Annotated in this window: 24 protein-coding genes and 1 pseudogene; 11 read left to right on the top strand and 14 right to left on the bottom strand. The window is 71.4% G+C overall.

Annotated features, from left to right (window positions below; genetic code table 11):
- Window positions 1-5 precede the first annotated feature (5 nt).
- Window positions 6-467: a MaoC family dehydratase gene (locus OG306_RS07315; protein WP_266745291.1), complete on the bottom strand. Its 462-nt coding sequence runs from the start codon at window positions 465-467 to the stop codon at window positions 6-8.
- Between the two features lie 184 nt (window positions 468-651).
- Here OG306_RS07315 and soxR point away from each other — a divergent pair, with 184 nt between their 5' ends.
- The gene (gene soxR / locus OG306_RS07310; RefSeq protein ID WP_266745290.1) at window positions 652-1,140 is read left to right on the top strand and encodes a redox-sensitive transcriptional activator SoxR; all 489 of its coding nucleotides are present in this window, start codon (window positions 652-654) and stop codon (window positions 1,138-1,140) included.
- Between the two features lie 87 nt (window positions 1,141-1,227).
- Here the strand turns inward: soxR and OG306_RS07305 are convergent, their stop codons facing one another.
- Window positions 1,228-1,839, bottom strand: coding sequence for a hypothetical protein (locus OG306_RS07305; RefSeq protein ID WP_266745289.1), 612 nt, complete (start codon window positions 1,837-1,839; stop codon window positions 1,228-1,230).
- Window positions 1,840-2,066: 227 nt separating this feature from the next.
- Here OG306_RS07305 and OG306_RS07300 point away from each other — a divergent pair, with 227 nt between their 5' ends.
- Window positions 2,067-4,892 carry a penicillin acylase family protein gene (locus tag OG306_RS07300; protein ID WP_266907113.1) on the top strand — a complete coding sequence of 942 codons (2,826 nt, stop codon included), beginning with the start codon at window positions 2,067-2,069 and terminating at the stop codon, window positions 4,890-4,892.
- 81 nt (window positions 4,893-4,973) lie between these two features.
- Here OG306_RS07300 and OG306_RS07295 read toward each other — a convergent pair whose 3' ends face one another.
- Window positions 4,974-6,242: an exo-beta-N-acetylmuramidase NamZ family protein gene (locus tag OG306_RS07295; RefSeq protein ID WP_266745287.1), complete on the bottom strand. Its 1,269-nt coding sequence runs from the start codon at window positions 6,240-6,242 to the stop codon at window positions 4,974-4,976.
- A gap of 185 nt (window positions 6,243-6,427) precedes the next feature.
- Here OG306_RS07295 and OG306_RS07290 point away from each other — a divergent pair, with 185 nt between their 5' ends.
- Together OG306_RS07290 and OG306_RS07285 are read left to right on the top strand one after the other, a co-directional pair.
- Window positions 6,428-7,192, top strand: a complete 765-nt coding sequence (locus OG306_RS07290) for an SDR family oxidoreductase (protein ID WP_266745286.1) — start codon at window positions 6,428-6,430, stop codon at window positions 7,190-7,192.
- A 309-nt stretch (window positions 7,193-7,501) separates the two neighbouring features.
- Window positions 7,502-8,095: a TetR/AcrR family transcriptional regulator gene (locus tag OG306_RS07285; RefSeq protein WP_266745285.1), complete on the top strand. Its 594-nt coding sequence runs from the start codon at window positions 7,502-7,504 to the stop codon at window positions 8,093-8,095.
- Here the strand turns inward: OG306_RS07285 and OG306_RS07280 are convergent.
- Window positions 8,092-8,982, bottom strand: coding sequence for a LysR family transcriptional regulator (locus OG306_RS07280; RefSeq protein ID WP_266907115.1), 891 nt, complete (start codon window positions 8,980-8,982; stop codon window positions 8,092-8,094). The two genes, OG306_RS07285 and OG306_RS07280, sit on opposite strands and share 4 nt — an antisense overlap.
- Before the next feature lie 74 nt (window positions 8,983-9,056).
- Here OG306_RS07280 and OG306_RS07275 point away from each other — a divergent pair, with 74 nt between their 5' ends.
- Window positions 9,057-9,221: a hypothetical protein gene (locus OG306_RS07275; protein WP_266745283.1), complete on the top strand. Its 165-nt coding sequence runs from the start codon at window positions 9,057-9,059 to the stop codon at window positions 9,219-9,221.
- 51 nt (window positions 9,222-9,272) lie between these two features.
- Complete coding sequence (locus OG306_RS07270; protein WP_371665196.1) at window positions 9,273-13,883, top strand: HEAT repeat domain-containing protein; 4,611 nt, start codon at window positions 9,273-9,275, stop codon at window positions 13,881-13,883.
- 53 nt (window positions 13,884-13,936) lie between these two features.
- On the opposite strand, the gene OG306_RS07265 is transcribed toward OG306_RS07270, so the two are convergent.
- Window positions 13,937-15,163 (bottom strand): acyl-CoA dehydrogenase family protein, encoded by a 1,227-nt coding sequence (locus OG306_RS07265; RefSeq protein WP_266907119.1) that lies wholly within the window; start codon window positions 15,161-15,163, stop codon window positions 13,937-13,939.
- Window positions 15,164-15,169: 6 nt separating this feature from the next.
- Window positions 15,170-16,192, bottom strand: a complete 1,023-nt coding sequence (locus OG306_RS07260; protein WP_266745280.1) for a phosphotransferase family protein — start codon at window positions 16,190-16,192, stop codon at window positions 15,170-15,172.
- A gap of 369 nt (window positions 16,193-16,561) precedes the next feature.
- Here OG306_RS07260 and OG306_RS07255 point away from each other — a divergent pair.
- Window positions 16,562-16,978, top strand: a pseudogene (locus OG306_RS07255) (zinc-binding dehydrogenase); the annotation flags it as partial.
- Between the two features lie 31 nt (window positions 16,979-17,009).
- Here the strand turns inward: OG306_RS07255 and OG306_RS07250 are convergent.
- The 4 genes from OG306_RS07250 to OG306_RS07235 all read right to left on the bottom strand — a co-directional run bounded on the left by OG306_RS07250 (window position 17,010) and on the right by OG306_RS07235 (window position 19,263).
- Complete coding sequence (locus OG306_RS07250) at window positions 17,010-17,321, bottom strand: DUF202 domain-containing protein (protein ID WP_266745278.1); 312 nt, start codon at window positions 17,319-17,321, stop codon at window positions 17,010-17,012.
- Window positions 17,318-17,713 carry a YidH family protein gene (locus tag OG306_RS07245; RefSeq protein ID WP_266745277.1) on the bottom strand — a complete coding sequence of 132 codons (396 nt, stop codon included), beginning with the start codon at window positions 17,711-17,713 and terminating at the stop codon, window positions 17,318-17,320. Before OG306_RS07245 ends, OG306_RS07250 begins: the two co-directional genes overlap by 4 nt.
- A gap of 9 nt (window positions 17,714-17,722) precedes the next feature.
- Window positions 17,723-18,241, bottom strand: coding sequence for an NUDIX domain-containing protein (locus tag OG306_RS07240; RefSeq protein WP_266745276.1), 519 nt, complete (start codon window positions 18,239-18,241; stop codon window positions 17,723-17,725).
- Between the two features lie 128 nt (window positions 18,242-18,369).
- Window positions 18,370-19,263, bottom strand: coding sequence for a DMT family transporter (locus OG306_RS07235; protein ID WP_266745275.1), 894 nt, complete (start codon window positions 19,261-19,263; stop codon window positions 18,370-18,372).
- Between the two features lie 217 nt (window positions 19,264-19,480).
- On the opposite strand from OG306_RS07235, the gene OG306_RS07230 reads away from it, so the two are divergent.
- Window positions 19,481-21,136, top strand: a complete 1,656-nt coding sequence (locus OG306_RS07230; protein ID WP_266745274.1) for an FAD-binding dehydrogenase — start codon at window positions 19,481-19,483, stop codon at window positions 21,134-21,136.
- A 135-nt stretch (window positions 21,137-21,271) separates the two neighbouring features.
- Here the strand turns inward: OG306_RS07230 and OG306_RS07225 are convergent, their stop codons facing one another.
- The 3 genes from OG306_RS07225 to OG306_RS07215 all read right to left on the bottom strand — a co-directional run bounded on the left by OG306_RS07225 (window position 21,272) and on the right by OG306_RS07215 (window position 23,906).
- Window positions 21,272-21,721: an ASCH domain-containing protein gene (locus OG306_RS07225; protein WP_266745273.1), complete on the bottom strand. Its 450-nt coding sequence runs from the start codon at window positions 21,719-21,721 to the stop codon at window positions 21,272-21,274.
- Between the two features lie 266 nt (window positions 21,722-21,987).
- Window positions 21,988-23,385, bottom strand: a complete 1,398-nt coding sequence (locus tag OG306_RS07220) for a gluconate:H+ symporter (RefSeq protein WP_266745272.1) — start codon at window positions 23,383-23,385, stop codon at window positions 21,988-21,990.
- A gap of 11 nt (window positions 23,386-23,396) precedes the next feature.
- Window positions 23,397-23,906: a gluconokinase gene (locus tag OG306_RS07215; RefSeq protein WP_266745271.1), complete on the bottom strand. Its 510-nt coding sequence runs from the start codon at window positions 23,904-23,906 to the stop codon at window positions 23,397-23,399.
- Between the two features lie 144 nt (window positions 23,907-24,050).
- Between OG306_RS07215 and OG306_RS07210 the strand changes: the two genes are divergently transcribed.
- A complete protein-coding gene (locus OG306_RS07210; RefSeq protein ID WP_266745270.1) occupies window positions 24,051-24,752 on the top strand; it encodes a FadR/GntR family transcriptional regulator in 702 nt (233 codons plus the stop codon).
- Window positions 24,753-24,801: 49 nt separating this feature from the next.
- Here the strand turns inward: OG306_RS07210 and OG306_RS07205 are convergent, their stop codons facing one another.
- On the bottom strand, window positions 24,802-24,975 hold the full coding sequence (locus OG306_RS07205) for a hypothetical protein (protein WP_266752733.1): 174 nt from the start codon (window positions 24,973-24,975) through the stop codon (window positions 24,802-24,804).
- Between the two features lie 139 nt (window positions 24,976-25,114).
- Here OG306_RS07205 and OG306_RS07200 point away from each other — a divergent pair, with 139 nt between their 5' ends.
- Together OG306_RS07200 and OG306_RS07195 are read left to right on the top strand one after the other, a co-directional pair.
- Window positions 25,115-26,200, top strand: a complete 1,086-nt coding sequence (locus OG306_RS07200; RefSeq protein WP_266745269.1) for an S-(hydroxymethyl)mycothiol dehydrogenase — start codon at window positions 25,115-25,117, stop codon at window positions 26,198-26,200.
- Window positions 26,200-26,829, top strand: a complete 630-nt coding sequence (locus OG306_RS07195; RefSeq protein WP_266745268.1) for an MBL fold metallo-hydrolase — start codon at window positions 26,200-26,202, stop codon at window positions 26,827-26,829. Before OG306_RS07200 ends, OG306_RS07195 begins: the two co-directional genes overlap by 1 nt.
- Window positions 26,830-26,837: the final 8 nt, after the last annotated feature.

Here is a 26,837-nt window from a genome sequence, read left to right as displayed (position 1 = left end):
AGTCGTCAGAAGTAGTAGCGCGACACCGACTCGGCCACGCACACCGGCTTGTCGCCGCCCTCGCGCTCGACCGTGACGACGGCGGTGACCTGCACGCCGCCCCCGGCCTCCTCGACGCTCTTCAGGACGGCCGTCGCGCGCAGCCGGGAACCCACGGGCACGGTGGACGGGAAGCGGACCTTGTTCGTCCCGTAGTTGATGCCCATCTTCATGCCCTCGACCCGCATGATCTGCGGGACGAGCGCCGGCAGCAGCGAGAGCGTGAGGTAGCCGTGCGCGATCGTCGTGCCGAACGGACCGGTCGCGGCCCGCTCCGGGTCCACATGGATCCACTGGTGGTCACCGGTGGCCTCGGCGAAGAGGTCGATCCGCTTCTGGTCGACCTCCAGCCACTCGCTGTGCCCCAGCTGCTCGCCCACCCCGTCGCGCAGCTCCTGCGCGGACGTGAAGATCCTCGGCTCTGCCATGTCCCTGGTCCCTGCCCTTCCCGCTGTCGGCCGTCCGGCATCACAACGCGTGTCCAAGGCCGACCGGCAATGAGGAGGCGACGCCCCCCATTGCCGGTCGGCCTAAGCGCTTGCTCAGCATGGTTGGCGGTGCGGTTCCTGTCAACGACGGACCGGCCCGGGGCGGCCACGTAGGGTTGGAGGAGTGCCCCAGATCCCACAGACACTCCAGGAACTCACGGTCGGCCAGCTCTCCGCGCGCAGCGGCGCCGCTGTCTCGGCCCTGCACTTCTACGAGGCCAAGGGCCTGATCAGCAGCCGTCGCACCAGCGGCAACCAGCGTCGCTACAGCCGGGACGCGCTGCGCAGGGTCGCGTTCGTCCGGGCGGCGCAGCGGGTCGGAATCCCGCTCGCCACCATCCGGGACGCCCTCGCCGAACTCCCGGACGAGCGCACCCCCAACCGCGACGACTGGGCACGGCTCTCCGCCACGTGGCGCTCCGAACTGGACGAGCGCATCGAGCAGTTGGGGCGGCTGCGGGACCATCTCACCGACTGCATCGGCTGTGGCTGCCTGTCGCTGGAGAGCTGCGTGCTCTCCAACCCGAACGACATCTCAGGTGAGCGGATCAGCGGCTCCCGGCTGATGCCGGAGCGCCCGTCGGCGGACTGCCGGCCGGACGACGGCCGGTAGATCCGGGGGACCTGCCGGCTGTCGTCCGGCCGTCGGGCGCGGGCGCTGGACGCCCCGCCCGATCCGGGCACGGATCGCCCCCGCCCCTCACGCCGCCGACGCCAGATCCCGGCGCCGTTCGCTCCGGGCCTTCGCCAGCGCCCCCGGTGTGAGCACCGGCTGCGGCACCAGGATTCCGCACCCCGTGCAGAGCGGCCCCGACCACGGCTCGCACCCCAGCTCCGACGCCCAGGCGATCTCCGTGCCCGCGCACACCGGGCAGGCCGTGCCGGGCTCCGACTCCAGGGCGGCGATCAGCCGGCCGAGGACCTCGGCGAGCGGCGCCGAGGGGTGCACCTCCGGGTCCGCGCAGCGGGCGACCCCGTACCCGCCCCAGGTGCGCCGGTGCCAGTCGTCGAACGCGCCGGGCCTGCGCAGCCCGTTGTGCTTCTCCCGCCTGCGGCGCTCGGCGAACCCCGCCTCGTAACCGAGCCAGACGGCCCGCGCCGCCTCCAGTTCGTCCAGCGCGCGCATCAGCCGCACCGGATCGGGGGACCGGTCCTCGGGCCCGATCCCGTGCCGGGCGCACAGGTGATCCCAGGTCGCCCGGTGCCCATAAGGGGCGAACCGCTCCAGGCACTTGCGCAGCGAATACCGCCGCAGCGCCAAATCGCCCCGAGGGTCGCGGGCCTGTCTCGCAAGACTCCGGAATCCGGCCACCGCACTGCCACCTCCGTCGCTCGTACTTCGGCGTCGAGGGATAGACGTACGAGCACCCGATCCGGATCCATCCACCCGGAACAGCGTCCAGCATGCGAGATGGCCAGTCGTCATGAGCTCGCGGACGAGGGGTATGTGATGATTCGGAAAAGGTGATTGTTGCTCACCTTACCGGCGAGTCATACCGCCAGTAACCTCCGGCCCATCGGCCTCTCGGAGGAGCACGCATGCCCCCACGCACCGTCAAGTTCAGAGCCGCCACCGTCGCGGCGGTTCTCGCGCTCGGCACCACCCTGCTCGCGGCCTCGCCCCAGTCCGGCGCCGCGGCGGAACCCGCGCCCGTCACCGACTACTGCCAGGGGCAGTGCGACGACATCCTGCCACCCGGCGAGAACGGCAACGCCACACTCGTCGACATCCTCGGCAACAAGGCGTTCGGCACGCACCCCGCCCACAGCGACGACCAACTCGACCGCTACAACGGCCTGGTGGCCGGGCACGCCGGTCTCACCGACCAGAAGCTGACCGACTTCTTCAACGACGCCTCGTTCGGCGTCCCGAAAGACCAGGTCGAGTCCGTCACCTCGCCCCGCGACGACGTCACCATCACCCGTGACAAGGCGTCCGGTGTCCCGCACATCAAGGGCACCACCCGGTACGGCACCGAGTTCGGCGCCGGATTCGCCGCCGGGCAGGACCGGCTCTGGCTGATGGACCTCTTCCGGCACATCGGACGCGGCGAACTCACCTCGTTCGCCGGTGGCGCACTGGCCAACCAGGGCCTGGAGCAGCAGTTCTGGCCGCAGGCCCCGTACACCGAGGCCGATCTCGAAGCCCAGGTCACGTACATCCGGACCCACGAGGGCGCCCGCGGCGAACAGGCCATGGCGGACGCCCAGGCGTACATCGACGGCATCAACGCCTACCGCGAGAAGTCCAAGAAGGGCCGCTACTTCCCCGGCGAGTACGTCCTCACCGGCAAGATCGACGCCATCACGAACATCGGGGAGATCCAGCCGTTCAAGCTGACCGACCTGATCTCGATCGCCTCCGTGGTCGGCGGCCAGTTCGGTGGCGGTGGCGGCGGCGAGGTGCAGGCGGCGCTCTCGCTGCTCTCCGCCCAGCAGAAGTACGGCGTCGCCGAAGGCACCAAGGTCTGGGAGTCGTTCCGGCAGCGCGAGGACCCCGAGGCCGTGCTGACGGTTCATGACGGCACGTCGTTCCCGTACGCGGGCAAGCCCGCCACGGCGCGCGGCACCGCGCTTCCCGACAGCGGGTCCGTCACGGCCGAGCCCCTGATCCACGACCGCACCGGCTCCGCGGGCACCGACAAGAAGGCCCCCGTCAAGGCCCCGGCCACGCTCAAGAAGGCTCAGGGCATCTACGACGACGGCGTCATTCCCGCGGGCTCGCTGCTGGGCTCCGGCTCCGGTGCCCAGAAGCGCGGCATGTCCAACGCGCTGCTGGTCTCCGGCAAGCACACCGCGAGCGGAAACCCGATCGCCGTCTTCGGGCCGCAGACCGGCTACTTCGCCCCGCAGCTGATGATGCTCCAGGAGCTCCAGGGCCCGGGCATCAGCGCCCGGGGCGTCTCCTTCGCCGGTGTCGGCATGTACATCCAGATGGGCCGCGGCCAGGACTACGCCTGGAGCGCCACCTCGGCCGGCCAGGACATCACCGACACGTACGCCGTCGACCTGTGCGAGCCCGGCGGCGCCACGCCCACCAAGGACTCCACGCACTACCTCTACCGTGGCACCTGCACCGCCATGGAGACGCTGGAGCGCACCAACTCCTGGACGCCGACCGTCGCCGACTCCACCGCGAAGGGCTCCTACCGGATGCAGGTGCGGCGCACGAACTACGGGATCGTCACCCACCGTGCCACCGTGGGCGGCAAGCCCGTCGCGTACACCTCACTGCGCACCACCTACCGCCACGAGGCCGACTCGATCATCGGCTTCCAGATGCTCAACGACCCGTCGTACGTCAAGGACGCCGCCTCGTTCCAGCGGGCGGCGGGCAACATCGACTACGCGTTCAACTGGTTCTACGCGGACTCCCGCACCGCCGCTTACTACAACAGCGGCATGAACCCCGTGCGCGCGGCGGGCGTCGACCCGGCGCTGCCGGTGAAGGCCGAGCGGACCTACGAGTGGAAGGGGTACGACCCGGCCGCCAACACCGCCGCGTACACCCCGTTCGCCGAGCACCCGCACTCCAGCGGCCAGGACTACTACGTCTCCTGGAACAACAAGCAGGCCAAGGGGTACGCGGCCGCGGGCTTCGGGCTCGGCGCGGTGCACCGGGCCGACCTGCTGGACGACCGGGTGGCGAAGCTGGTCGAGGAGGGCGGTGTCACCCGCGCCTCCCTGACCCGGGCCATGGCCCAGGCCGCCGTCACCGACCTGCGCGGCGAGCAGTTGCTGCCCGAACTGCTGAAGGTGATCCGCTCCCGGCCGGTAACCGACCCCGAACTGAACGGCGTGGTCCAGCAGTTGGAGTCCTGGCGGGCGGCGGGGCCGCAGCGCAGGGAGAGCAGCCCGGGATCGCACGCGTACAGCTACGCCGACGCGGTACGGATCATGGATGCGTGGTGGCCGCAGCTGGTCGAGGCCGAGTTCAGGCCGGGGCTCGGCGACGGGCTGTACGGGGCGCTGACCGCCAACCTCGCCACCGACGAGTCCCCGGCGGCCAGCCACGGACCGAGCGGGGCGCACAGCGGTTCGGCGTTCCAGTACGGCTGGTGGGGCTTCGTGGACAAGGACCTGCGCCAGGTCCTGGGGCAGCCGGTCAAGGGCCCGCTGGCCAGGACGTACTGCGGGAACGGTGACCTGGACAGCTGCCGCGACGCGCTGCTGACGTCCCTGAAGCGGGCCGCGGCGGAGCCTGCCGCCGCGGTGTACCCGGGGGACGACGACTGCAAGGCGGGCGAGCAGTGGTGCTCGGACTCGATCGTGCACCGGCCGCTGGGCGGGATCGCGCAGAAGTCCATTCACTGGCAGAACCGCCCGACCTACCAGCAGGTGGTGGAGTTCCCCGCGCACCGGTAGGAACCTTCCGGTTCCGTCCTCCGGCGGAGGACGGAACCGGTTCGCCGGGCGGGACCGGACCCCGGGCCCGCCCGGCCTGCCTCACCGGTACTGGAGGTACTTCTTCCGTACGGACCGGAACGCGGCGAGGTCGTTCGCCCACGCCCCCACCACCTCGTCCGTGTCCGCCCCCGCGTCGATCATCGTGCGGACCCGCGTGTTGCCGGTGAGCTTGTCGATCCAGTTGTCCGAGCGCCAGGCGAACCCGCTCCACGTCCGCTTCGCCGTGACCAGCAGTGCGATCCCCGTGCGTACCGGATCAAAAGCCTCGCGGTCGTGCACGTGCAACTGCACCCCGCCGACCGTCGTCCCCTGGAACTTGGAGAACGTCGGCGCGAAGTACGCCTCGCGGAACGCGACTCCCGGCAGACCGAGCGCGTTCGCTGCCGCCGCCCACCGGTGGTCGATGCCTTCGGCGCCGAGCAGCTCGAACGGCCGGGTGGTGCCGCGCCCCTCGGACAGGTTCGTGCCCTCGAACAGGCAGGTCCCCGAGTAGACCAGCGCCGTGTCCGGCGTCGGCATGTTGGGGCTCGGTGGCACCCACGGCAGCCCCGTCGCGTCGAAGAAGTCCGCGCGCTTCCACCCCGACATCTTCACGATGCGCAGATCCACCGGCCGGGCCAGGTACTCCTTGTTGAACAGCAGCGCCAGCTCGGTGACCGTCATACCGTGTGCCTGGGCGATCTCCCGGCGGCCCACGAACGTGGCGAACGACGGGTCCAGCACCGGCCCGAGCGCCGCCCGCCCGGTCACCGGGTTCGGCCGGTCCAGGACCACGAACCGCTTGCCCGCGAGGGCCGCCGCCTCCATGCAGTCGTACAGCGTCCAGATGTACGTGTAGAAGCGGGCGCCCGCGTCCTGGATGTCGAAGACGACCGTGTCCACACCGGACGCGGTGAAGACGTCGGCGAGCGGCTGCCCGCTCTTCAAGTACGTGTCGTAGACGGGGAGTCCGGTCGCCGGATCGTCGTACCGCCCCTCCGAACCGCCCGCCTGTGCGGTGCCGCGGAAGCCGTGCTCGGGCCCGAAGACGGCGATCAGGTCGACCCGCTGGTCCGGATGCATCACATCGACGATGTGACGCACGTCGGACGTGATACCGGTCGGGTTGGTGACGACCCCGACCTTCTGGCCCTTCAACAGCGCGTAGCCGTCCGCCGCCAGCAGGTCGAAGCCGGTACGGACCCGGCCGTGCCCGTTGCCCCGCCCGTTGCCGGGGGCGGCGGCCGCGGCCCCGGTACCGGCGGCCGTCGCCGCGAGGGCCCCCACCGCACCGCCGGCGGCCAGCAAACCACGTCTGGACAGGCTCATTCAGCTACCTCCATGATCGCGACCTCTGTCATGGTCACGCACGCTAGCGCGCGTTCGGGCCGTACGGAATGAGCTGGACGAGACGGGTGCGACAGGAGTGTCGCCCGAGCCGGTCCGGCCTCTTCCGCTACGACATACCGACTGGTTAGTCTGCTGAGGCAGCCGGCGGAGAGAGGCGGGACCCGATGAGTACGGTGCAGGGCACGGGCGTAGTGGTCACAGGGGCCGGAGGCGGCATCGGAGCCGCCCTGTCCCGCCGATTCGCCGCGGAAGGCGCGCGGGTCGTGGTCAACGACCTCGACGAGGCCAGGATCGGGCCGCTGGCCGAGGAGATCGGCGCCGTCGCCGTCGCCGGTGACGCCTCGCGGATCGTGGACGCCGCGCGTGACGCGCTGGACGGCACCGTCGACATCTACTGCGCCAACGCGGGCCTCGCCTCGCCCGGTGACGTCTTCGCCGACGAGGAGGTCTGGGCCGCCGCCTGGGACGTCAATGTGATGGCCCACGTCCGCGCGGCCAGGGCACTGCTGCCCCACTGGCTGGAGCGCGGCAGCGGCCGGTTCGTCTCGACCGCCTCGGCCGCCGGACTGCTGACGATGATCGGCGCCGCCCCGTACAGCGTCACCAAGCACGGCGTCGTCGCCTTCGCCGAATGGCTCTCCCTCACCTACCGCCACCGCGGTGTCAAGGTCCACGCGATCTGCCCCCAGGGTGTGCGTACGGACATGCTCACGGCCGCCGGATCGGCCGGTGAGCTCGTCCTCGCCCCCAGCGCCATCGAGCCCGAGGCGGTCGCCGACGCGCTCTTCGACGCCATGGCCGAGGACCGCTTCCTCGTCCTGCCGCACCCCGAGGTCGCCGGGTACTACCGGGCCCGCACCAAGGACACCGACCACTGGCTCGGCCATATGAACCACCTCCAGCAGAAGTGGGAGGAGACCGGTGCGTGAACGGGTCGATCTACGCCGCCAGGCCCTGAGCCTCCCCGCTCAGCGAGGCCCAGCGGGCCCCGTCGGCCCGGCCGGGATCCTGCTCCACGCCTTCGGCGCCTCCGTCGCCCGCAGCCCCGGGCACCCGGCGCTGCCTCCGGCCTCAAGGTCCGGCCGCGCGAGGTCGAGATCCTGACCGAACTCCCGAAGACGGCGAGTGGGAAGATCCTCGGACGGGAACTGCGTTCCCCCGATGGACCGCTTCAGGCTCAGCAGAGCGTTTCACGCACGGCACGGATTCACGCACGGTACGGAAGGAAGGTGGCGGCAATGGCCAAGGCGACGGACGGGGACACGCCCCCCGTCCCTCAGCGGCTGCTGGCCGCCGCCACCCGGCTCTTCGCCGAGCGGGGCTACGACCGCACCTCGGTCCAGGAGATCGTCGAGGCGGCGGGCGTCACCAAGGGTGCCCTCTACCACTACTTCGGCTCCAAGGAGGACCTCCTCCAGGAGGTCTACGCCCGGGTGCTCCGGCTCCAGCAGGAGCGGCTCGACGCCTTCGCCGACGCCGACGCCCCGGTCGAACAGCGGCTGCGCGACGCCGCCGCGGACGTGGTCGTCACGACCATCGAGAACCTCGACGACGCCTCGATCTTCTTCCGGTCCATGCACCACCTGAGCCCGGAGAAGAACAAGCAGGTACGGGTGGAGCGGCGCCGCTATCACGAGCGCTTCCGGGCCCTGGTCGAAGAGGGCCAGCGGAGCGGCGTGTTCTCCACGGCCACCCCGGCGGACCTGATCGTCGACTACCACTTCGGCTCGGTCCACCACCTGTCCACCTGGTACCGGCCGGACGGTCCGCTCAGCCAGCAGGAGGTCGCCGACCACCTCGCCGACCTGCTGCTGCGCGCCCTGCGTCCCTAGGCGGGTGCTCCGGCACCACCACCGGTCAGCCGGCCGAGGAGCGCCTCCGCCGCCGGGTTGCGGGGGCGGGGCGCCCGCCCCGCGAGGACCACCGTCCGGCCGGGCTCCGCCTGCCGGATGCCGACACACGGCAGCCCTGCGTCCGTACCGATCCGCCGCGGCACGATCGCCACGCCGATCCCGGCCCGCACGAGATCGACGAGCAGCCGGATCTGGGTGACGTCACAGGTGATCCGGCGCTCCAGCCCGCAGTGCGCGGCCAGCCGCCGCACCGCGGTCTCCAGTCCGGTGCCCGCGCGGAAGTCCACGAACGGCTCGTCGGCGAGATCCTTGATCAGGGTGCTTCCGGCCGTTGCCAGCCGATGGCCCGGCGCGGTGATCAGCACCAGGTCCTCGTGCCAGGTCGCGAACCCGACGATGCCGTCCGGGAGCTCGGCGGCGTCCGGCGCGAGAAAGGCGAGATCCAGCTCACCGGCCCGGACCCCCGCCACCAGTTCCGGCGTCGTCGCCTCCCGCAGCGAGATCTGCACCCCCGGCCACAGCCGGTGGTAGGAGGCCAGCTCGGCCGCCAGGTCCACGCAGGTCAGCGTCTGGATGGTGCCGATCCGGACCCGGCCGGTCACCAGCCCCGACACGGCGGCCACCGCGTCCCGCCCCGCCTCGGCACCGGCGAGCACCGACCGGGCCGACGGCAGCAGCGCCCGTCCCGCCTCGGTGAGGATCACCCGCCGCCCCGTCCGGTCGAACAGCTCGGCTCCCAGCTCCCGTTCGAGGTTGCGTACGGAGGTGCTCAGTGCTGACTGCACGATCAGCTCGGCACGGGCGGCGGCGGTGAAGGTGCCGTGCGTGACCACCGCCATGAAGTGGCGGAGTTGGCGTATCTCCATCCATCAACGATATCGATCACAGCCAGCGAAACCATCTGTTGGACCGACCGCCTGTACGGGGCGAAGCTGGATGTATGACTCACGTCCAGCCCTCCGCGCGCGTCCCCGCACTCTGGGCCGTGGCCTACGGACCGCGCCACACCGCGGCCGTCCGCCTCGCCGCCCGGTGCCTGCTGCGCGTGCGGGCTTTCGTCCGCGAACTGGCGCTGGCGGACCATGTGCCGTTCGGCGGCTACTGACGGGGTCGAAACCCGCTGGTGGAGCCGGGCGCATCCGGTTAGCATCCGACGGTGAAGACGCCGGCCGACGAACCGTTCCACGACGCCGTACGCGGGGCCGACGCAGGACGACTGTCCCGGCTCCTGGACGCGCGCGACTGTCCACCGGCCGTGCTCCGACGTCTGATCCGGCACGAGGACCCCACCCTGCGTCATCTCGGGCTGGTCCTGCTCACCGAGCGAGTGACAGCCGGCCCCCTGTCCGACAACGGGGAGAGGGCCGAACTCGCCGGGCTGCTGCCCGTATCGCTGACGGGACCACCGGAGGCGGATCTCCTCCTGGCGGGGCTCTACGAGCGACTCGCCCCCCATCTCCGGGGCCGCCCCCGCCCGCCATGGCGCACGGCCGGGCTGCCCGTACGGGTGGCGATCGCGTGGCTGCGCGCCGAACTCCTCGACGAGCCCGTAGTGATCCGTGACGAAGCCGCGGGCGAACTCCTCTACCAGGCCGTACGGCAGACAGACATCACCGGCGCGCACAGCCCGTCGCGACTCGTGAGCGAGCTGGCGGACAGCGGCGACCCGGTGCTGCAGGCCGAGGCGCTGCGGCTCGCCCGGCAGGGGCTGCACGCCGGACTGCTGGCTCCCGCGCTGGTCCGTGAAATCCTGATCGGCCTGCTCGGCGCCGACGACGACCGGGTCGTCGTCGGCGCACTGGGCGAACTCGCCGAGCCCTGGGCGGCGATGGAGCCGCTGCGGCCGGGGTGCATCTCGACGTTCCTCACCGCCGGTCCGGCGGGGGAGAGGCTTGCGGTGGCCGACGCCGCCCTTGCGGCCGCCGCCCGCCACGGCCACAAGGCCCTGCTGCGGGAGATCATCGACGATCCGGATCTTCCGCCGGGCCTTCGCCGCCGGGGAATGGAACTGCTCGGCGATCTGGCGGACCGCGCCGACATCGGTGACCTCACGGCCGTCGCTGCACGCGATCCGCTGTTGTTCGGCGGGCCGACGGTGACATGCCTGCGTGGTCTCCACCGGCGCGGGCACTTCGTGGACGGTCGGGACGTTCCGGCCGTCATCGGCCTGGTTCTGGCCGATCACTCGATCCCGCCCCGCGAGGTCGCGACGATCCTGTTCACCTGCCGCAAGGAGGTGTTCGGGCTGCTGACCGATGCGGCTGCCGACGATCCGAGCCGGCCGCGACGGCTCGCCCTGCTGGTGGCCCTGGCCGAGCAGGGAGCCGCCGAGCTTCCCGTCGGGGACGCCATCACGCGCGCACTTCCCTCGGCTCCCGACCCCGGTCCGTTCCTCGACGCGATCCGCGCGCTGCGCCACACGGATGCCGAGGATGCCGTGATCGCTCAGCTGCCCTGGGCGCCTGCCGCTGCCCTCGACGCTCTGGAGGCCATCGGCGGGCAGCGAACGGTAGCGGCCCTGCGAGAAGGGCTGGGCCTGGCCGGGGACTTGATCGCGCCTCATCTGTACGCCGTACGGAACCGCGCCCTCGAACTGCTGTGGCAGCTGACCCGCGATCCGGAGCAGAGGCGTGCCCTCCTCGTACGACTCGATCCCGTCGATCTGCCGGCCCGCATCGCGGCCGACCTCGGTGGCCCGGACGAGCGCGAACTGGCCCTGCTGAGCTCCCATCCGGACCCGGACGACCCGGCTGCGGCGCTGTGCCGGATCGCGGCCCACGGCAACGCCGGCTCACTGCCGGTCATTTCCGATCTGCTACTGCGCGTCGTGGCCGAGCAGGCGGCGGTGCGGGAGCGGGAACACGGGCAGCCGGGCGGTGAGCCCGTGGTGCCGCAGGAGGTCCTGGACGCCGTGCACGCCCTGGGCCGTCGGCTCCACGAGCGGGGCGCGATCCGGCCCGTCTGCCTGCTGGAGACGGCAGACGCGCGAGAGGCCGGCCACGCACTCGTCGCGACCACGGCACTGGATCTCCTGGACCGGCCAGGGCTGTCCGACCGCGAGCAGGCGATTCTGCTCGAACTGCTGCTCCGGGCCCCCTGGGCGGGCACCCGCGCCCGGGTGCACCGGCTGCTGCGCCACCGCGACCGGCACGTACGCAAACACGTCATCGCCCTGCTCGCCCGCGACGCCACCGGCGAGGACGCACAGGCGCTGTCGGCGACCCTGATCGCGCTGACCACCGCTCAGGACATCCAGACTGTCCGGCAGACCCTGCTCGCCCTTGGTCACGCACGTGCCCACTGGGCGTGCGCCGCGATCGCCGCATGTCTTGACCGTTCGAACATGAACATCAAGAAGACCGCCGCCGAGGCACTGGTCCGCGCGGGCACACCCGCGGCGCTGCCCAAGCTGCTCTTCTGGCTCGGGCACCACGACAATCCCGGGCTGCGCGGCACGCTCGTCGCGGCCCTGCGCGCCGTCCTCGGCGACGCCTACGCGGCGACACTGCTCGCCGCCGCCGAGCACAGCCGGGAAGGCCGTACCCGCGAACTGCTGCTGGAGGGCCTCGACGGCGCCCTCGGCGCCCGCTCGGTTCTCGCGCTGGACAACCAGGCGTCACCGGTGGCGGCCACCCTGCTCTCCCTGGTGGCGGACGGCCGGGTCGGTCTGGCCTCGGGGGACGTGAAGGATCTGGCGATACCGCTGGCCAGGTACGGCATCACCACATCGGCCGTCGCACGGCGGTCATCGGTGGACGGTGCGGTGGACCGTGACATCAGGTCGCTGGTGGACGGGGGCTGGGATCCCTCGGTCGCGCTGCGCGCCGCCGAGCGGGACGTGCCGCTCCACCCCGACCGGCTGAACGAGCTGCGGCCGATGCTCGCCGACTGGCTCCGGCTGGCCGGCTCCCGACCCGCGGTCCGGGACGGGGTGGTGCGGTTCGCGCTGCGTATCTGCCCCGAACCCTGGGAGGCCGGGGAGCTGACGGTGTTCGCCCGGTCCGTACGGGTCCTGCTCGACGCGCTCGTCGACGCCCGGGACGAGGACCGGCACGGCCTGGTCGCGGTACTCGAAGCGGTCGCGCCGACGATGACGGCGGCCGACAGGCCGGTCGCAGTCGCTGCGGTACGGGCCCTGCGTCCCGCACCCACGACGCCGAGCCGGTCCACGCTGACGCTGCTGCGCCGTCTCGGCGCTGTGCTGGTCCGCGCCGACCTCGATCAGGCACTCGCGGTCGCCCGGTTCGGCCCCGACCCATGGCAGGCCCACGCCGCCGTGCTGAGGGAGGCGTTCGCAGTCCCGGAGCCCACCGCGGCACCCCTGCCCGCCGAGACCCGGGCATGGCGGGCGGCGCTGGACGACGCGGTGCGCGTACCGGGCACTCTGGAGGAGTTCCGCCGACAGGACGACGGCAGGGTCGGCTCGCGGGACCGACTGACCGCACTGATCGAGGCCCACCATGGCGCGGACCCCGAGGTCCGGGCCGTCCTGCTCGACTGGATGACGGATCTTCAGCCCCTCGACGTACCGCCCTGGACCATCGCCGAGACCGTCCATGCGCCGACGCCGTCGCCACGACGCGTGCACATCGACGACCTCGACCAGCCTCGCTCGGCGGCCCTGCGGGAGCGCCTGCTGGACATGCTGGGGTCGACCGCCGCGGACCGCAAAGAGACCGCCGCCCTGGCGCTGGCGAAGTGGCCTGAGGCCGAGGCCCGGCTGCCGGTGCTTCGCGCATACCTCCGCGGGCACATCGACATACCCATCGGCGGAGACCTGGCCCGTGCACTACGTACCCTCGGCGAGGCGGAACTCCGGGGCGACGACATCCTGCACGACCGGGTGGCCCGCGCGGCCTCGAAGCTCGACCCGTGGGCACTGGAACCACTGGTCCCGCTGCTACTTGAGTGGTGGGAGCACGCCCCGCCCGCCGCTGGACCGGCGGTCGGCGAGGCCCTGCGCACCTACCCCGCCGACGCGCTCGCCAGGACCCTCGGCGACCGTCTCGAGGCCGGGGCCTGGGGTTTCCTCGACCTGCTCCTCGACCGCAGACTGCTGCGCACCCCCGCGTTGACGCGTACGTGTCGGCGACTGCGCGCCGAAGGACGCGACGACCTCGCGGACCGGCTCCTTCTCGTCGAAGGTCCGCTGCGCGGCCCGGATGCCCTGCAGCAGGACGCGGCAGCGCTGGCAGCGCTCCGTGACCGCGCCCCGGCCGCGCCCGCCGGACCCTCGCAACGCCCGTTCCGGCGGGAACTGCTGGAATTGGCCCGGAACGGCACCCCGGAACAGATGAGCCGGGCCCTCGTGGATCTGGCCGAGACGCACTCCGGCCCGGACCCGGACAAGGACTCCCGGCTCCCCGACCTGATCGGCGAGTTGCTGCACCATCCCCGGGCCAAGGTCCGCCTGCGCGCCCACCGGACCTCACGGATGATGCTGGACCGGCGCACCTATCTGGGCCACACGATGATCCTGCTGGACGATCCCTTGCCGGACGTGACGCGTACGGCGATCCGCACGCTCTGCCACGCCGGCTGGGAGCCCGCGATCCCCGCCGTGACGGGACTGCTCGCGCACCCGAACCCCGTCGTGCGCAGGACGGCGGCCGAGGGGCTCGTCGGGATGGGCGAGGCAGCGATCCCGGCCCTCCGGCAGGCCACCGCCCACGCCCGCCCCGACAGACGCTCGCTCTACACGGACGTTCTCGACCGAATCAGGAAGCCGAGCCCGCCCGGCACCACCCCGAGCCCGCCCGGCGATTGAGGACAACGCGGCAGCCCGGCGGGCTCCGCACTCACCCCCGCCCAGGCCACCGCCTAGACGTACCGCTTGATCTCCTGCCGCGCCAACGACCGCTGATGCACTTCGTCCGGCCCGTCCGCCAGCCGCAACGTACGTGCCGCCGCCCACAGTTCGGCCAGCGGGAAGTCCTGGCTGACGCCGCCCGCGCCGTGCAACTGCACCGCCCGGTCCAGGATGTCGACCACGGCGCGCGGGGTGGCGATCTTGATGGCCTGGATCTCCGTGTGCGCGCCCCGGTTGCCCACCGTGTCCATCAGCCACGCCGTCTTCAGCACCAGCAGCCGCAACTGCTCCACCGTGACCCGCGCGTCCGCGATCCAGTTCTGTACGACGCCCTGCTGGGCGAGCGGCTTGCCGAAGGCCGTACGGGACACCGCCCGCCTGCACATCAGCTCGATCGCCCGCTCGGCCATGCCGATCAGCCGCATGCAGTGGTGGATGCGGCCGGGGCCGAGACGCGCCTGGGCGATCGCGAAGCCGCCGCCCTCCTCGCCGATCAGGTTCGCGGCGGGCACCCGTACGTCCGTGAGGACGACCTCGGCGTGACCGCCGTGGGAGTGGTCCTCGTAGCCGTACACCTGCATGGCGCGCCGTACTTCGAGACCGGGGGTGTCGCGCGGGACCAGGATCATCGACTGCCGGCTGCGGATGTCGGCGCCCGCAGGGTCATCGGCAGTCGCTGTCTTGCCCATCACGATGAAGATCTCGCAGTCCGGGTTCATCGCCCCGGAGATGTACCACTTGCGGCCGTTGATGACGTAGTCCCCGCCGTCGCGCACGATCCGGGTCTCGATGTTCGTCGCGTCCGAGGAGGCCACCTCCGGCTCCGTCATCGCGAACGCGGAGCGGATCTCTCCGGCGAGCAGCGGCTCCAGCCACTGCTTCTTCTGCTCGTCCGTGGCGAACTGGAAGAGCACCTCCATGTTTCCGGTGTCCGGGGCCGCGCAGTTGAGTGCGGTCGGGGCCAACTGCGGGGAGCGGCCGGTAATTTCGGCGAGCGGGGCGTACTGGAGGTTGGTCAGCCCGGCACCGTACCCGGCGTCGGGGAGGAAGAGGTTCCACAGCCCCTGCCGTCGCGCCTCGGCCTTGAGGTCCTCGACGATCTGCGGGGTGTCCCACGGAGAGGCGAGCAGCGCGCGCTGTTCGTCCGCGATCTTCTCGGCCGGGTATACATGCTCGTCCATGAAGGCGAGCAGCTTGGTGCGCAGCTCCTCGGTACGGGCGTCGAATGCGAAGTCCATGGGGGATCAGCCTTCCTGGAGGGTGATGAGGCCGTGCTCGATGAAGACCGGGACGAGACCGCCGATGCGGTCGAAGCCGGCGCCGACGGTCCGGCCCAGCGTGTAGCGGTAGTGGATGCCCTCCAGGATCACGGCGAGCTTGAACCAGGCGAACGCCGTGTACCAGGAGATGGCGGAGGTGTCGCGGCCGGAGCGTGCGGCGTAGCGCTCGATCAGTTCGGCGGGGGTGGGGTGGCCGGCCGCGCCGCTGGTGGTGGAGACCGGGGAGTTCGCCAGGCCGAGGTCCGAGCTGTACATCACGAGCAGGCCGAGGTCGGTCAGCGGGTCGCCGAGCGTCGACATCTCCCAGTCGAGGACGGCCCTGATCCGGTCGTCGGAGCCGATCAGGGCGTTGTCCAGGCGATAGTCGCCGTGTACGACGGTGGGCGAGGGGGAGGCGGGCAGTTCCCGGCCGAGCGCGGCGTGCAGTTCGTCGATGCCGGGCAGCTCGCGGTTGCGGGAGGCGTCCAGCTGCTTGCCCCAGCGGCGCAGCTGCCGGTCGAGGAAGCCCTCGGGGCGCCCGAAGTCGCCCAGGCCGACGGACCCCGGGTCCACGGCGTGCAGTTCGACGAGCGTGTCGACGAGGCCGAGGACGGCCGCCCGGGTGCGCTCGGCGCCCAGCGGCGCGAGCTGTTCGGCCGTGCGGTACGGGGTGCCCTCGACGTACTCCATGACGTAGAAGGGCGACCCGATCACCGAGTCGTCCTCGCAGAGCAGCACGGGCTCGGGTACCGGAACGGCTGTCGGGTGCAGGGCGCTGATCACCCGGTGCTCGCGCTTCATGTCGTGCGCGGTGGCCAGCACATGACCCAGCGGGGGCCTGCGGACGACCCAGCGCCCCGTGCCGTCCGTGACGACGTACGTCAGGTTCGAGCGGCCGCCCTCGATGAGCCGGGCTTCGAGCGGTCCGTTCACCAGACCCGGCCGCTCGCGGTCGAGATGGCCGCGCAGCCGGTCGAGGTCGAGACCTGGCGGGTGGACTGGGCTCATCGTGCGCACCTCCGGGGTGAGAAACGGTCGGTGTTCATGATGCCGACCAGTCGGTATGTCGTCCAGTGGACTCCCGGAATCCGCCACGCGCACTCCGCGCGGACTTGGTCCGGAAGTCTGGCGTCCAGTCGCATCCCTGAATATGGTTCATGTAGGAAACCAGAGCTGCTGATCGCGGAAGTCCGGCTGACCCCGGTCCTGATAGCCGACCCGCCCCTGCTCAACACCCAGGGCGTCCACCAGCCGTACACCCCGCGGCTCATCGTGGAAGTCGTCACACGCGGCGGTGTGACCGGCGTCGGGGAGACGTACGGGGACGGCACGCACCTCGAACTCGCCGAGCCGCTCGCCGTCGCCCTCGTCGGACGCCCGGTCAGCGAACGCAACCACGACCACGTCCGGCAGCTCGGCGCACAACCGGTGGCCTACGGCGACGGCCTCGCCGACCGGCTCCGGGCGCTGGCCCCGGACGGCGTCGACGCCGCGTTCGACACCGTGGGCGGGGAGGCGCTCCGGGTCTCCGCCGACCTGCTGAAGCCCGGGGGCCGGCCGGCCTCCATCGCGGACGGTGAGGTGTTCTCGTACGGCGGCCGCTACGCCTACGTACGTCCGGACGCCAAGGACCTCGCCCACCTGGCGGAACTAGCCGAACAGGGCGTCGTCACGGTCCATCTGGACCAGGTCTTCCCGCTGGAACGGGCGGCCGACGCCTACCGGATGAACGAGCAGGGACGGACCCGCGGAAAGATCGTCGTCACCGTCCCCTGGGACACCCCGGAGGTCTGACCCGAGGTCCGAGGGGCCCGGCGCCCCGGCCTCAGAACAGCATGGCCGTGGCGAACACCGCGAGCGCGACCGTGCACGCCGCCGCCGTCAGCGCGCCGCGCGCCGAGAGGGGTTCCGGACGCGCGGTCCCCATCCCGAGCACCCGCCGGTGCGCCACGAGCAGGAAACCCAGCCAGGCCAGCCCGCTCAGCGACACGGCGACGACCGCGGCCGGGCTCGCCCCGCCCTGCAGCGCCTGCTTGGCCGCCAGGATCGCCACCACCGTGCAGGACAGCGTCGTACGCCGCCACGCCAGCCTGGTCCGCTCGGGCTGCAGCCCGGGGTCGCGCCCGTCCGCCGTCACCGGCCCTCCCACCCGAAGAGGACCACCACCACCATCGCCACGGCGACGACCGCGACGGCGAGACCGAGCAGCGTCGGGAACCGGGAGACCGGCAGATCCTCCCCGCGCCGCATCGCCCGCTCGCACCGCACCCAGTGGTTGATCGCCCGCAGCGCGCACAGCACACCGGCCGCCAGCAATGCCAGCGCCAGCCCCGCGCGCATGCCCCACGACAGCTCCGGGAGGAACTGGTCGACCGCGAAACCGCCGCCGATCAGTGCGAGAGCCGTCCGGATCCAGGCGAGGAAGGTGCGCTCATTGGCGAGCGAGAACCGGTAGTCGGGGGTGTCGCCCTCTTCGCGGATTCGCCGCGGCGCGAACCACAGCCGCAGGCTCCGTACGAATTCGTTCACGCGTGAACCCTAGACCGACCGGCCCGCCCGGAACGCGCGCAGCCGGTGGTACGTCTCCAGCCCGTCCGGCACCCACTCCCAGTCGCCGAGCCGCTGCTCCAGCTCCGCGTCGGTGAGAAAGGTGTGCCAGGCGACCTCCTCGACCTGGGGGTGCACCGGCAGCTCGCACCGCACCTGGTAGACGTGGGACCACCAGGAGTGCTCCGCGCTCTCGTAGAGGAACTTGAAGAGCGGCTCGGGACGAGGGAGCCCCGACACCCCCAGCTCCTCCTCCGCCTCCCGCAGCGCCGCCTCGTCGTACGACTCGCCGGCCCCGACCACTCCGCCGACGAACATGTCGTAATGGGACGGGAAGACCAGCTTCGTGGGGGTCCTGCGGTGCACGAAGAGCCGGCCCCCGGCATCCCGGGCCTCGATGAAGACGCAGCGATGGCGCAGGCCCCGCGCGGTCGCCTCACCGCGCGGGGCCTGCCCCACGACCACGTCGTTCTCGTCGACGATGTCCAGGATCTCGTCAGAAGGAGTCATGCCCTCATCCAATATCAGAGGACTGACAGGACCATCCCGGCATGGTCGACGGGAGCGGTGGGAGGACGCACCGAGGGTGTGCGGCGGGGCGCGCGGGAAGACGTGCCCGCGGGGCTCGCACCGCCCGCTCAGCTCGGCAGCAGGCTCTTCTCCCGGCGCCCGCCCACGGGCCCCTCCGGCATCGCCGGATGCAGTCCCAGCAGGACGATCCCGGTGACGATCGCCGCGAGACCGGCCGCCTGCCAGGCCAGCGCGCCGGGGTCGGTGCGCAGCTGGTCACCGAGGAAACCGACCCCGCAGGCGATCCCGGCCAGCGGCTGCGCGGCGGTCAGCGGGGGCAGCGAGACCCGCAGCGGGCCCGTCTCGAACGCGCTCTGCACCAGGAGCAGGCCCGTCACCCCCAGCGCCACCACCGCGTACGGCTGCCATGCCGTCGCGAACGTCGCGAAGCCGTCCTGCGACAGCCGCTGGCCGGTGACCCGGGTGAGGGCGTCCTGGAGTCCGTAGAGCAGTCCGGCCGCCACCGCGAGCAGCGCCGGGGCGACCCCGGACTGATAGCGCTTGGCGAAGGCGGTGAGCAGCAGCGCCACGCCCACGACCACGCCGATCACCAGCCAGTGCCGCAGCGGATCGGTCACCGCCTCACCGCCCCGCGGCCGGCCCCCCAGTAGGAACGCGGCGACTCCGCCGGCCAGCATCCAGAGCCCGGCCCAGCCCTGCCGGCCGAGCCGTTGCCCGGTGCGATGGCGAGACAGGGCCATCGCGAAGAGCAGATTGGTCGCGAGCAGTGGTTCGACGATGGACAGTTCGCCCTTGCCCAGGGCCAGGGCGCCCAGCACCATGCCGCAGACCATCAGCCCGACACCGGCCAGCCAGCTCCGTACCCGCATCAGGTCCAGCAGCAGCCGGAAGGAGAGATAGTCGCTCCTCGGCGCATGGGAAGCGGCGTCCTGCTGGAGGACGAAGCCGAACCCCAGACAGCAGGCGGCACTCACGGCGAGTACGAGAACCAGCACCGACACGCTTCTACCTCAAGTCAGGCCAGAAGTGGGTGATTCGTATCGACGATAGCGCCTGCGCCCCAGGGGTGCGGCCGGGGCGCCGCCGACCGGGCGGTTGACGCCGCAGCGGCCGGTGCAGAGGATCTGACGCACGAGTAACCTCCGGCGTCCGTGCCGGACCCTCACCGTGGCCGTGACCGGATCGCTCCGCCTGCGACCCCCGACAAGGATGGAACCCATGGCGTACGACGCTGATGTGATCGTTATCGGGGCAGGGCTCGCGGGTCTGGTGGCCACCGCCGAGCTGGTCGACGCGGGCCGCTCGGTGATCCTGCTCGACCAGGAACCCGAACAGTCCATCGGCGGCCAGGCGCACTGGTCCTTCGGCGGTCTTTTCCTCGTCGACTCGCCCGAGCAGCGCCGGATGCGGATCAAGGACAGCCATGAGCTGGCCCTCCAGGACTGGCTCGGCACGGCGGGCTTCGACCGCGAGGAGGACCACTGGCCACACAAGTGGGCCGAGGCGTACGTCGACTTCGCGGCCGGTGAGAAGCGCTCCTGGCTGCACGCCCAGGGGCTGCGGCTCTTCCCCGTCGTCGGCTGGGCGGAGCGCGGCGGGTACGACGCGACCGGCCACGGCAACTCCGTACCCCGCTTCCACATCACCTGGGGCACCGGTCCCGGCCTCGTCGCACCCTTCGAGCGCCGGGTCCGCGCGGGCGTCGTCAAGGGCCTCGTCCGGCTGAAGTTCCGCCACCGGGTCACCGGCCTCGGCCGCACCGCGGGCACCGTCGACACGGTGACCGGCGAGATACTGGAGCCGAGCGCGGCCGCCCGCGGCACCGCGAGCAGCCGGGTGACGGCCGGCACCTTCGAGCTGAAGGCCCAGGCGGTGATCGTCACCTCCGGTGGCATCGGCGGCAACCACGACCTCGTACGCAAGCAGTGGCCCCAGCGGCTCGGCACCCCGCCCGCGAAGATGCTCTCCGGCGTGCCCGCCCATGTCGACGGACTCATGCTCGGCATCGCCGAGGAGGCGGGTGCCCACCACATCAACCGCGACCGGATGTGGCACTACACCGAGGGCATCGAGAACTGGAACCCGATCTGGGCCAGGCACGGCATCCGCATCCTGCCGGGACCGTCCTCGCTCTGGCTGGACGCCCGCGGCAAGCGGCTGCCGGTCCCGCTCTTCCCCGGCTTCGACACCCTCGGCACCCTCGAACACATCATGAGGTCCGGATACGACTACACCTGGTTCGTCCTCGACCGGAAGATCATTGGCAAGGAATTCGCGCTCTCCGGCTCCGAGCAGAACCCCGACCTGACCGGAAAGTCGATCCGCGACGTGCTCGGCCGGGCCCGCGCCGACGTACCGGCGCCGGTGAAGGCGTTCATGGACAACGGGGCGGACTTCGTCGTCGAGCACGACCTCGCGGCACTGGTCCGCGGAATGAACGCGCTCACCGACGAGCCGCTGATCGACGAGGCCGAACTGCGCCGCGTGATCACCGCCCGCGACCGCGAGATCGCCAACCCCTTCACCAAGGACCTTCAGATCACCGCGATCCGCGGCGCCCGGACATATCTGGGGGACAAGCTGATCCGTACGGCGGCACCGCACCGCATCCTCGATCCCAAGGCCGGTCCGCTGATCGCCGTACGGCTCAACATCCTGACCCGCAAGTCGCTCGGCGGGCTGGAGACGGACCTGTCCTCCCGGGTGCTCACCGAGGACGGCACACCGCTGTCCGGTGTGTACGCGGCGGGGGAGGCGGCCGGTTTCGGCGGCGGCGGGGTGCACGGCTACCGCTCACTGGAAGGAACTTTCCTCGGCGGCTGCATCTTCTCCGGCCGGGCGGCGGGCCGGGCGGCGGCGAAGGCCGTCGGCTAGCGGGTGTCCGGCGCCCGGTCCCGGGCTCCGCTCCGGGCCCCGTTCCCGCCCCCCGCTTCCGCACCGTCGCGCCGCCCCTGACCTGCCGCGAGATCCTCGCGTCGCAGCCGTAGGGCACCGGCTGCCCGGCCCCGCCTACCGTTCCGCCGCGCCCACGACGGGATTCAGCAGCTCGACGACCCGGAACCGTTCGGCGACGACCATCGTGTCGTCGTCGACCGTGAACTCCGGGTCGCCGAGCGCCTCCCGCATCTCCTTGCCGTGCCAGAACCTCTCGTGCCCCGCACGCCACTCGGCCACCGATCTGTCCCCCTCGCCCTCGTCGATCGCATGCTGGAGATCGACGTCGCCGAGGCGCAGCACCCGTACCTCCGTCACCTCCAGCACCGCGATCTCCCGGCCGTCCGAGTTGATCAGCGCGGACCGCTCACCCACCGGTGGCAGCTCCTCCTTCTCCGCCTCGTACTCCGCGAGCAGCCCGGTCGTCGACACCTTCGCACCGGCGAGCACCGCCGCCACCAGGCGATCGCGCAGCGGTCCGGGGAAGGCGAGCAGAAAGGGCTTGAGAGGTTCACAGTTCGCCATGGCATCAAGTCTGACATGGGCCGCCGGACGCCGCGCCGGTTCGGGCACCGGGCCACAGGCCGGTCGGCGGCCGGCCGGAGACCGCCAACCAGCCCGTTCATGACCGGAGTTGGCTGTGGGGCCGGGCAGGGTGTCCGCCGCACATGGCAAAGGCGCCCGACCGCCCCGGAGGCATGCCGTGGCATACGTACCGGGCCGGTCGGGCGCCATCGGGCACGGCCCCGGCTTGCGCCGCGGGGGGAGGGCCGTGCGGGAGGGGCCGCTCGCTACAGGACCAGCGAGAGCAGCATGATGAAGGCCAGCGAGACCACAGAGATGATGGTCTCCATCACCGACCAGGTCTTGATCGTCTGACCGACGTTCATGCCGAAGTACTCCTTCACCAGCCAGAACCCGGCGTCATTGACGTGGCTGAAGAAGAGCGAACCCGCGCCGACGGCGAGGACCAGCAGCGCGGCGTGGGACGTCGACATGTCCGCGGCCAGCGGGGCGACCAGACCGGCCGCCGAAATGGTGGCCACGGTCGCCGAGCCGGTCGCGAGCCGGATCGCGACGGCGATCAGCCAGCCCAGCAGCAGTGCCGGGATCGACCAGTCCTTGGAGAAGTCCAGGATCATCTGGCCCACACCGGCGTCGATGAGTGTCTGCTTGAAACCGCCGCCCGCACCCACGATCAGCAGCACACCCGCGATCGGGGCGAGGGACTTCTCGACGGTGGTGGAGAGCCGGCCCTTGGTGAAACCGGCCGCCCGGCCCAGCGTGAACATGCCGACTATGACGGCCGCGAGGAGCGCGATCAGCGGCGAGCCGATCACATCGGTGATCCGCTGGACGTGGTTCTCGGGGTTGTCCACGACGATGTCGACCAGGGCCTTGACGAGCATCAGCACGACGGGCAGCAGGATCGTCGCCAGGGTGGCGCCGAAGCTGGGACGCCGTTCCAGCTCCTCCGAGGGGCGCTGCGGAATCATCTTCTCCGGAGCCTTGATGTCCACCCAGCGCGCGGCGTAGCGGGAGAAGACCGGCCCTGCGATGATCACGGTCGGGATCGCGACCAGGACACCCAGCGCGAGCGTGACGCCGAGATTGGCGCCGAGGGCGTCGATCGCCACCAGCGGGCCGGGGTGCGGGGGAATCAGCCCGTGCATCACCGAGAGACCGGCCAGCGCCGGGACACCGATCCGCATCAGGGAGTAGTTGCCGCGTTTGGCGACGAGCAGCACCACCGGGATCAGCAGCACGATCCCGACCTCGAAGAACAGCGGCAGACCGATGATCGAGGCGATCAGGACCATCGCCCACGGCATGGCCCGCCCGCTCGCCTTCGCCAGGATCGTGTCGACGATCTGGTCCGCGCCGCCGGAGTCGGCGAGCAGCTTGCCCAGAATGGCGCCGAGCGCGATCAGGACACCGACACCCGCGACGGTCGAGCCGAGACCGGCGGTGAAGCTCGCGATCGTCTTCACGGGCGCGGCGCCGGCGAACGAGCCGAGCGCCAGCGAGCCGATGGTCAGCGCGAGGAACGCATGCATCTTGAACTTGGTGATGAGCAGAACGATGACGGCGATGCCCGCCAGTACGGCGATGCCCAACTGCGCGTTGCCTGCCGAAGTGATCGGTTCGACGGCGTCCGCTGCCAGCGTCTCGACGCTGAGACTGGTCACGGTGGTGATCCTTAGTTTTCGAGCCGGCGCAACGCGGCGACGGCTCGCTGGGTGATTTCTTCGGGGGTGCCGGACACGTCGACCGAGACGCCGGCCTCGTCCTCCTGCAACGGCTGCAGGGTGGCGAACTGCGAGTCGAGCAGTGCGGTGGGCATGAAGTGCCCCTTGCGTTCCGCCATGCGCTTCTCGATCAGGGTCCGGTCGCCGGTCAGATGGAGGAAGACCGCACCGGGGGCCTCGGCGCGCAGCCGGTCCCGGTAGACCCGCTTGAGCGCCGAGCTGCTCACCACCCCGCCGAGCCCCGCCCGGCCGTGCGCCCAGCGGCCGATCGCATCGAGCCAGGGCCACCGGTCGGAGTCGTCCAGCGGGATGCCGGCCGACATCTTGGCGATGTTCGCCGCGGGATGGAAGTCATCGCCCTCGGCGTACGGAACGCCGAGTCCGGCGGCGAGCAGGGGGCCGATCGTGGTCTTGCCGGTCCCTGCGACGCCCATCACCACGACGACGTGGGGGGTGCTCATTGGTGGTGCCTCGCTGTCTACTTCGACGTCTTCCTCGACATCGGTCCGTCGCGCTACTGAAACCTATACGTACGACTTATTCAAGATGTTGTGACGTAAACGTCGTACTTTTTGTTCCTGAACGGAGCCCCGTAGGCTGTGCCCATGACCACACAGGGCCCCGGGCTGCATACACATGTGCTGGACACCCTGGGTCTGGAGATCGCCGCAGGGGAGCACCGGCCCGGACAGGTACTGCGTACCGACGAGCTGGCCCAGCGCTTCGACGTCTCGCGCACGGTCGTACGGGAAGTGATCCGCGTCCTCGAATCCATGCACCTGGTCGAGTCCCGGCGCAGGGTCGGCGTGACCGTACGGCCGACCGAGGCGTGGAACGTCTACGATCCGCAGGTCATCCGGTGGCGGCTGGCCGGCGCCGACCGCCCGCGCCAGCTGCGCTCCCTGACCGTACTGCGCTCGGCGATCGAACCGGTCGCGGCCGGCCTCGCCGCCCGCAACGCCACCCCGGAGCAGTGCTCGGCCCTCACCGAGTGTGCGCTCGGTATGGTCGCCACCTCGCGCGGCCAGCAGCTGGAGGGATACCTGGAGCACGACATCGCGTTCCACCGGATCGTGCTGAACGCCTCCGGCAACGAGATGTTCGCGCGGCTCGGCGATGTCGTCGCCGAGGTCCTGGCCGGCCGCACCCATCACCAGGTCATGTTCGAGGATCCGGACCCGGCCGCGGTCACCCTCCACGTCCGGCTCGCCGAAGCGGTGCGCGAGGGCGACGCGGTGGCGGCGCAGCGGCTGACGAAGGAGATCGCGGTGGGCGCCCTGCACGAACTGGACGTGCTCGCGCCCTGATGAGGCCCGTACCCCGGCCGCCGGTACGTGCCCCCGGGCCCGTCCGTCCCTACGGCTCCGTCGCCTGGACGTCGTCGCCGGCGACTTCGGCCCGATGAGCGACCCGGCCGACGCCCATCTGACCGCCGCCCGCGACGGCTCCCTGACCGCACGGGTCGCCGGCGCGCTCTGGTGGGACCGGGACCGGGACCGGGGCGCCGGGCAGTTCAGCGATTCGCCCCATCTGACCGAAACCAGTGCATTTCACCGGGTGGACGGCGGTCGTTTCCCGCCAACGAGGCGCGCCGCCGTGACACCCTCATGGGACGTACGGTTGTTCGTGTTCGATCTTCACCACATGACGGAAACAGGGAGACCAGGGTATGGCGCAGCAGGTGCAAGGGGTCATCGCACCAGGGAAGAACGAGCCGGTACGGGTCGAGACGATCGTCATCCCGGACCCGGGCCCCGGCGAGGCCGTGGTGAAGATCCAGGCGTGCGGCGTCTGCCACACCGATCTGCACTACAAGCAGGGCGGCATCAACGACGAGTTCCCGTTCCTGCTCGGCCATGAGGCCTCGGGCGTGGTGGAGTCCGTCGGCGAGGGCGTCACGGACGTCGCGCCCGGCGACTTCGTCGTCCTCAACTGGCGTGCCGTGTGCGGGCAGTGCCGTGCGTGTCTGCGCGGCCGCCCCTGGTACTGCTTCAACACCCACAACGCCAAGCAGAAGATGACACTGCTCGACGGCACGGAGCTGTCGCCGGCGCTCGGCATCGGCGCGTTCGCCGAGAAGACCCTGGTCGCCGCGGGCCAGTGCACCAAGGTCGACCCCGAGGTCTCACCGGCCGTCGCGGGGCTCCTCGGCTGCGGCGTGATGGCGGGCATCGGCGCCGCCATCAACACCGGTCAGGTCGGCCGCGGCGACTCGGTCGCCGTGATCGGCTGCGGCGGCGTCGGCGACGCGGCGATCGCGGGCGCCCGGCTGGCCGGCGCGGCGAAGATCATCGCCGTGGACATCGACGACCGCAAGCTGGAGACGGCGAAGACGATGGGCGCCACGCACACCGTCAACTCCCGCTCCGCCGACCCGGTCGAGGCGATCCGCGCCCTGACCGACGGCAATGGCGCGGACGTCGTCATCGAGGCGGTCGGCCGCCCGGAGACCTACCAGCAGGCCTTCTACGCCCGCGACCTCGCCGGCACCGTCGTCCTGGTCGGCGTCCCCACCCCGGAGATGCGGCTGGAACTGCCGCTCATCGACGTCTTCGGCCGCGGCGGCTCGCTCAAGTCCTCCTGGTACGGCGACTGCCTGCCCTCGCGCGACTTCCCGATGCTCATCGACCTGCACCAGCAGGGCCGGATCGACCTCGGCGCGTTCGTCACCGAGACCATCGGACTCGGCGACATCGAGCAGGCCTTCGCCCGGATGCACGACGGTGACGTGCTGCGCTCGGTGGTGATCCTCTGATGGCCGCCCGCATCGACCACCTCGTCACCTCCGGCACCTTCGCCCTCGACGGCGGGGAGTGGGACGTCGACAACAACGTCTGGATCGTCGGCGACGACACCGAGGCGATCGTCATCGACGCCGCCCATGACGCCGCCGCCATCGAGGCCGCGCTGAACGGCCGTACGCTGCGCGCCATCGTCTGCACGCACGCGCACAACGACCACATCGACGCGGCCCCGGCCCTCGCCGCCGCCACCGGTGCGCCGATCCTGCTCCACCCCGACGACCTGCCGCTGTGGAAGCAGACCCACCCGGACCGCGCCCCGGACGGCGAACTGGCCGACGGCCAGGAGCTGGAGATCGCCGGTACGACACTCCGGGTCCTGCACACCCCCGGCCATGCCCCCGGCGCCGTCTGTCTGTACGCCCCCGAGCTGTCCACCGTCTTCACGGGCGACACGCTCTTCCAGGGCGGACCCGGCGCCACCGGACGGTCCTTCTCCCACTTCCCGACGATCGTCGCGTCGATCAGGGACCGGCTGCTCGCCCTGGATCCGGAGACCACCGTCCGCACCGGACACGGCGACTCCACGACCATCGGCGCGGAGGCCCCACACCTGGACGAATGGATCGCCCGCGGTCACTGACGGCCGCG

It is taken from the genome of Streptomyces sp. NBC_01241 (assembly GCF_041435435.1).
GTDB lineage: Bacteria > Actinomycetota > Actinomycetes > Streptomycetales > Streptomycetaceae > Streptomyces.
This window is presented reverse-complemented; position numbering and strand designations above follow the sequence as displayed.